Raw genomic sequence first — 6,590 nt, forward strand, 5'->3', positions numbered from 1 at the left:
AGGCAAAAGAAAAATTAGAACAGACGCGATTAAACACATTGATGGTTTAATTACATCAGACAATGATTTCTTTGATAATCAAACGCCAGAAGATACAAAGCAGTTTTTTGAATATGCTAAAGAGTTTGTAGAACAAGAATACGGTAAAGATAATTTATTATATGCAACAGTTCACATGGACGAAAAAACCCCACATATGCATTATGGTGTTGTCCCTATCACTGATGACGGTAGATTAAGTGCAAAAGAAGTTGTAGGGAATAAAAAGGCGTTAACAGAGTTTCAAGATAGATTTAACGAATATGTTAATCAACGTGGGTATGATTTGGACCGAGGACAATCAAGACAAGTTACAAATGCTAAACATGATCAGGTAAACCGATATAAGCAAAAAACAGAATATCATAAGCAAGAATATGAGCGTGAGAGCCAAAAATTAAGCCATATACAACAAAAAAGCAGTGAGTTGATAGAACAATACCAAAAATCATTAGAAACGCTTAAAAAGCCTTTAAACGTCCAATATGAACATGAAACTGAAAAAGTAGGTGGATTGTTCAACAAAGAAATACAAGAAACAGGGAATGTTGTAATAAGCCAAGAAGAATTTAATAACTTTCAGAAACAAATACAAGCAGCACAAACGATTACAGAAGATTATGAGCATATTAAGTCTGGTAAAGCGTTGAATGAGCTTAAAAATGAAAATAGTAAGCTTAGAGAAGAAAACAAGGATATGTCTGAAACTTTAGCAAGAGCAAATGAGTTTATAAAAGACCTCAAAAAACACCTTGATAATGCGCTTAATGTTATTAAAGTTATTAGAGAGATTTTTGAGAAGTTAGAGCAAGTTCTTGGTAGAAATAAATACCAGCATTTGATGAATGATGTAAGTAGAGATAATGGTCGTATGATAAAGGCGATACAAATATTAGATAAACAAATACATCCTGAAGAATATCAAGAAGAAAAGAATACGCAAAAACGTGATAGGGGTAGAGGTAGATAAATAAAAACGCCACTCTAAAAATAGAATGGCGTTCAAAACCTTTAAAGAATTGTTTTAAGTATATCTAATTTAATTATACCCACATTTATGCCGAGAAAACTTTTTGGTTGGAATAATGAAATGTGATAGCTAACTTGTTAGCGAGTTGGTTGGGCTTGAATTGGGATTAATCCCAAGAAAGTACCAACTCAACATCACATGGAATTGTTGGTTCCGACCAAAAAGGAAATTGGAATAAAAAATAAATTGAGTTAATGGTTTAGGTTTTAGGGCTAACTTCACGAAGTGATCTGTTAGCCCTGTTTTTGTATTTTGCTTTAGAATTTATCAAATTTAGTTGGAAAAAGGGGGACTACTACGACCCCCCCTTTTAAGTGCCGAGTGCCAAATCAGAGATTGTGAAGTGTTTAGACCTTTAATATCAAGGGTTATAGCGATTTTTCACAAAGCTACAAATAGGCTACATTTTAGGGACTTTATGAGTTATTGTATAGAAATCTCTAGACATGTATGTATAAATGGAATAAAATAAACTTATTAATAGTTAGAAATGGGGAGTAAAAATGGTTCGTACAAAAGTAGGTATAACTTTAACTGAAGATACTTTGAAAAGACTTGAAGAAATTGCAGAACAAATGGGCTTAAGTAAGTCCCAGGCTATTTCTATGTTGATTAATAACGAGTATTTAAGTAAGTATCAAAGCGAAGATAAAATATTTAAGGCATAAAAAAAGTCTTAATCAATTAGACCAAGACATTTGATAGTGTTATATTAATAAGCAAATAAAAAGAAGTCGCTCACTCCCTCGCCAAAGTTTGTGATAGCGACTTACCTTAAAGAAAAACAGTTGATGTTTTTGTTCTTAATTTGTATATCTAGATATTAAACGATATTAGTTTATTCTTCAAGATATATATTCGGGTGAGCGACTTCTTAAATTAAATTAAGGAGTCGATTTTTTATGAGTAAAAATAATCATGCAAATCATTCAAATCATTTGGAAAATCACGATTTAGACAATTTTTCTAAAACCGGCTACTCTAATAGCCGGTTGGACGCACATACTGTGTGCATATCTGATCCAAAATTAAGTTTTGATGCAATGACGATCGTTGGAAATCTCAACCGAGACAACGCTCAAGCCCTTTCTAAATTTATGAGTGTAGAGCCCCAAATAAGACTTTGGGATATTCTTCAAACAAAGTTTAAAGCTAAAGCACTTCAAGAAAAAGTTTATATTGAATATGACAAAGTGAAAGCAGATAGTTGGGATAGACGTAATATGCGTATTGAATTTAATCCAAACAAACTTACACGAGATGAAATGATTTGGTTAAAACAAAATATAATAAGCTACATGGAAGATGACGGTTTTACAAGATTAGATTTAGCCTTTGATTTTGAAGATGATTTGAGTGACTACTATGCAATGTCTGATAAAGCAGTTAAGAAAACTATTTTTTATGGTCGTAATGGTAAGCCAGAAACAAAATATTTTGGCGTGAGAGATAGTAATAGATTTATTAGAATTTATAATAAAAAGCAAGAACGTAAAGATAATGCAGATGCTGAAGTTATGTCTGAACATTTATGGCGTGTAGAAATCGAACTTAAAAGAGATATGGTGGATTACTGGAATGATTGCTTTAGTGATTTACATATCTTGCAACCAGATTGGAAAACTATCCAACGCACTGCGGATAGAGCAATAGTTTTTATGTTATTGAGTGATGAAGAAGAATGGGGAAAGCTTCACAGAAATTCTAGAACAAAATATAAGAATTTGATAAAAGAAATTTCGCCAGTCGATTTAACGGACTTAATGAAATCGACTTTAAAAGCGAACGAAAAACAATTGCAAAAACAAATCGATTTTTGGCAACATGAATTTAAATTTTGGAAATAGTGTACATATTAATATTACTGAACAAAAATGATATATTTAAACTATTCTAATTTAGGAGGATTTTTTTATGAAGTGTCTATTTAAAAATTTGGGGAATTTATATGAGGTGAAAGAATAATTTACCCCTATAAACTTTAGTCACCTCAAGTAAAGAGGTAAAATTGTTTAGTTTATATAAAAAATTTAAAGGTTTGTTTTATAGCGTTTTATTTTGGCTTTGTATTCTTTCATTTTTTAGTGTATTAAATGAAATGGTTTTAAATGTTTCTTTACCTGATATTGCAAATCATTTTAATACTACTCCTGGAATTACAAACTGGGTAAACACTGCATATATGTTAACTTTTTCGATAGGAACAGCAGTATATGGAAAATTATCTGATTATATAAATATAAAAAAATTGTTAATTATTGGTATTAGTTTGAGCTGTCTTGGTTCATTGATTGCTTTTATTGGTCACAATCACTTTTTTATTTTGATTTTTGGTAGGTTAGTACAAGGAGTAGGATCTGCTGCATTCCCTTCACTGATTATGGTGGTTGTAGCTAGAAATATTACAAGAAAAAAACAAGGCAAAGCCTTTGGTTTTATAGGATCAATTGTAGCTTTAGGTGAAGGGTTAGGTCCTTCAATAGGGGGAATAATAGCACATTATATTCATTGGTCTTACCTACTTATACTTCCTATGATTACAATAGTAACTATACCTTTTCTTATTAAAGTAATGGTACCTGGTAAATCAACAAAAAATACATTAGATATCGTAGGTATTGTTTTAATGTCTATAAGTATTATATGTTTTATGTTATTTACGACAAATTATAATTGGACTTTTTTAATACTCTTCACAATCTTTTTTGTGATTTTTATTAAACATATTTCAAGAGTTTCTAACCCTTTTATTAATCCTAAACTAGGGAAAAACATTCCGTTTATGCTTGGTTTGTTTTCTGGTGGGCTAATATTTTCTATAGTAGCTGGTTTTATATCAATGGTGCCTTATATGATGAAAACTATTTATCATGTAAATGTAGCGACAATAGGTAATAGTGTTATTTTTCCTGGAACCATGAGTGTTATTGTTTTTGGTTATTTTGGTGGTTTTTTAGTGGATAGAAAAGGATCATTATTTGTTTTTATTTTAGGATCATTGTCTATCTCTATAAGTTTTTTAACTATTGCATTTTTTGTTGAGTTTAGTATGTGGTTGACTACTTTTATGTTTATATTTGTTATGGGCGGATTATCTTTTACTAAAACAGTTATATCAAAAATAGTATCAAGTAGTCTTTCTGAAGAAGAAGTTGCTTCTGGAATGAGTTTGCTAAATTTCACAAGTTTTTTATCAGAGGGAACAGGTATAGCAATTGTAGGAGGTTTATTGTCACTACAATTGATTAATCGTAAACTAGTTCTGGAATTTATAAATTATTCTTCTGGAGTGTATAGTAATATTCTTGTAGCCATGGCTATCCTTATTATTTTATGTTGTCTTTTGACGATTATTGTATTTAAACGTTCTGAAAAGCAGTTTGAATAGTTATATTATATTTTGGTTTAGAACTATGAGTGGCTAGCATTTTGCCACTCATTTTTTGCGTTAGCAAAAACAGGTTTAAGCCTCGCAGAGCACACGTATTAACGACTTATTAAAAATAAGTCTAGTGTGTTAGACTTAAACTATTAAATACACATGAAACCTTTGTGCTTAGGAGTGATTTTTATATGTCTTATTCCATTGTTAGAGTTTCAAAAGTTAAATCTGGAACAAATACAACGGGCATACAAAAACATGTTCAAAGAGAAAATAATAATTATGAAAATGAAGATATAGACCATAGTAAAACTTACTTAAATTATGATTTGGTAAATGCTAATAAACAGAATTTTAATAACTTGATTGATGAAAAAATCGAACAGAATTATACAGGCAAAAGAAAAATTAGAACAGACGCGATTAAACACATTGATGGTTTAATTACATCAGACAATGATTTCTTTGATAATCAAACGCCAGAAGATACAAAGCAGTTTTTTGAATATGCTAAAGAGTTTTTAGAACAAGAATACGGTAAAGATAATTTATTATATGCAACAGTTCACATGGACGAAAAAACACCACATATGCATTATGGCGTTGTTCCAATAACTGATGATGGTCGTTTAAGTGCTAAAGAAGTTGTAGGTAATAAAAAAGCTTTAACAGCGTTTCAAGATAGATTTAATGAGCATGTTAAACAACGAGGATATGATTTAGAACGTGGGCAATCAAGACAAGTAACAAATGCTAAACATGAGCAAATAAGTCAGTATAAACAAAAAACAGAATATCATAAGCAAGAATATGAACGTGAGAGCCAAAAAACAGACCATATAAAGCAAAAGAACGATAAATTAATGCAAGAGTACCAAAAATCGTTAAATACGCTTAAAAAGCCTATAAATGTTCCGTATGAGCAAGAAACTGAAAAAGTAGGTGGTTTATTTAGCAAAGAAATACAAGAAACTGGAAATGTTGTAATAAGCCAAAAAGATTTCAATGAATTTCAGAAACAGATAAAAGCTGCTCAAGATATTTCGGAAGATTACGAGTATATAAAGTCTGGTAGAGCCTTAGATGATAAAGATAAGGAAATACGAGAGAAAGATGATTTATTAAATAAAGCAGTTGAGCGTATTGAAAACGCAGACGATAATTTTAACCAACTTTACGAAAATGCAAAGCCACTTAAAGAGAATATAGAAATAGCGTTAAAGCTTTTAAAAATCTTACTAAAAGAGTTAGAACGAGTTTTAGGAAGAAATACCTTTGCGGAAAGAGTTAATAAGTTAACAGAAGATGAACCAAAACTAAATGGTTTAGCAGGAAACTTAGATAAAAAAATGAATCCAGAATTATATTCAGAACAGGAACAGCAACAAGAACAACAAAAGAATCAAAAACGAGATAGAGGTATGCACTTATAGAACATGCATTTATGCCGAGAAAACTTATTGGTTGGAATGGGCTATGTGTTAGCTAACTTGTTAGCGAGTTGGTTGGACTTGAATTGGGATTAATCCCAAGAAAGTACCAACTCAACAACACATAAAGCCCTGTAGGTTCCGACCAATAAGGAAATTGGAATAAAGCAATAAAAGGAGTTGAAGAAATGAAATTCAGAGAAGCCTTTGAGAATTTTATAACAAGTAAGTATGTACTTGGTGTTTTAGTAGTTTTAACTGTTTACCAGATAATACAAATGCTTAAATAAAAAAAGACTTGATCTGATTAGACCAAGTCTTTTGATAGTGTTATATTAATAACAAAATAAAAAGGAGTCGCTCACGCCCTGACCAAAGTTTGTGAACGACATCATTCAAAGAAAAAAACACTGAGTTGTTTTTATAATCTTGTATATTTAGATATTAAACGATATTTAAATATACATCAAGATATATATTTGGGTGAGCGATTCCTTAAACGAAATTGAGATTAAGGAGTCGATTTTTTATGTATAAAAACAATCATGCAAATCATTCAAATCATTTGGAAAATCACGATTTAGACAATTTTTCTAAAACCGGCTACTCTAATAGCCGGTTGGACGCACATACTGTGTGCATATCTGATCCAAAATTAAGTTTTGATGCAATGACGATCGTTGGAAATCTCAACCGAGACAACGCTCAA

At 30.8% G+C, this 6,590-nt stretch carries 5 protein-coding genes and 1 pseudogene; all 6 read left to right on the forward strand.

Features of this window, described 5'->3' with window-relative positions:
• A partial coding sequence (gene mobV / locus ACF91D_RS29045; RefSeq protein ID WP_392438214.1) for a MobV family relaxase occupies positions 1 to 1,009 on the forward strand: 1,009 nt, incomplete at its 5' end.
• A gap of 563 nt (positions 1,010 to 1,572) precedes the next feature.
• Complete coding sequence (locus ACF91D_RS29050; protein WP_017722131.1) at positions 1,573 to 1,737, forward strand: ribbon-helix-helix domain-containing protein; 165 nt, start codon at positions 1,573 to 1,575, stop codon at positions 1,735 to 1,737.
• A gap of 234 nt (positions 1,738 to 1,971) precedes the next feature.
• The gene (locus ACF91D_RS29055) at positions 1,972 to 2,916 is read left to right on the forward strand and encodes a replication initiation factor domain-containing protein (protein WP_031892478.1); all 945 of its coding nucleotides are present in this window, start codon (positions 1,972 to 1,974) and stop codon (positions 2,914 to 2,916) included.
• 161 nt (positions 2,917 to 3,077) lie between these two features.
• On the forward strand, positions 3,078 to 4,457 hold the full coding sequence (gene tet(K) / locus ACF91D_RS29060; protein WP_000492283.1) for a tetracycline efflux MFS transporter Tet(K): 1,380 nt from the start codon (positions 3,078 to 3,080) through the stop codon (positions 4,455 to 4,457).
• Positions 4,458 to 4,642: 185 nt separating this feature from the next.
• A complete protein-coding gene (gene mobV, locus ACF91D_RS29065; protein ID WP_000122374.1) occupies positions 4,643 to 5,884 on the forward strand; it encodes a MobV family relaxase in 1,242 nt (413 codons plus the stop codon).
• 526 nt (positions 5,885 to 6,410) lie between these two features.
• A pseudogene (locus tag ACF91D_RS29070) lies at positions 6,411 to 6,590 on the forward strand (replication initiation factor domain-containing protein); the annotation flags it as partial.

It is taken from the genome of Staphylococcus sp. 231237_7MaSpsaltlick, from assembly GCF_043107035.1.

Coding starts and splice junctions, on each gene's coding strand:
- ACF91D_RS29050 (WP_017722131.1), top strand. CDS start 1,573: ATGGTTCGTACAAAAGTAGGTATAACTTTAACTGAAGATACTTTGAAA.
- mobV (WP_000122374.1), top strand. CDS start 4,643: ATGTCTTATTCCATTGTTAGAGTTTCAAAAGTTAAATCTGGAACAAAT.
- ACF91D_RS29055 (WP_031892478.1), top strand. CDS start 1,972: ATGAGTAAAAATAATCATGCAAATCATTCAAATCATTTGGAAAATCAC.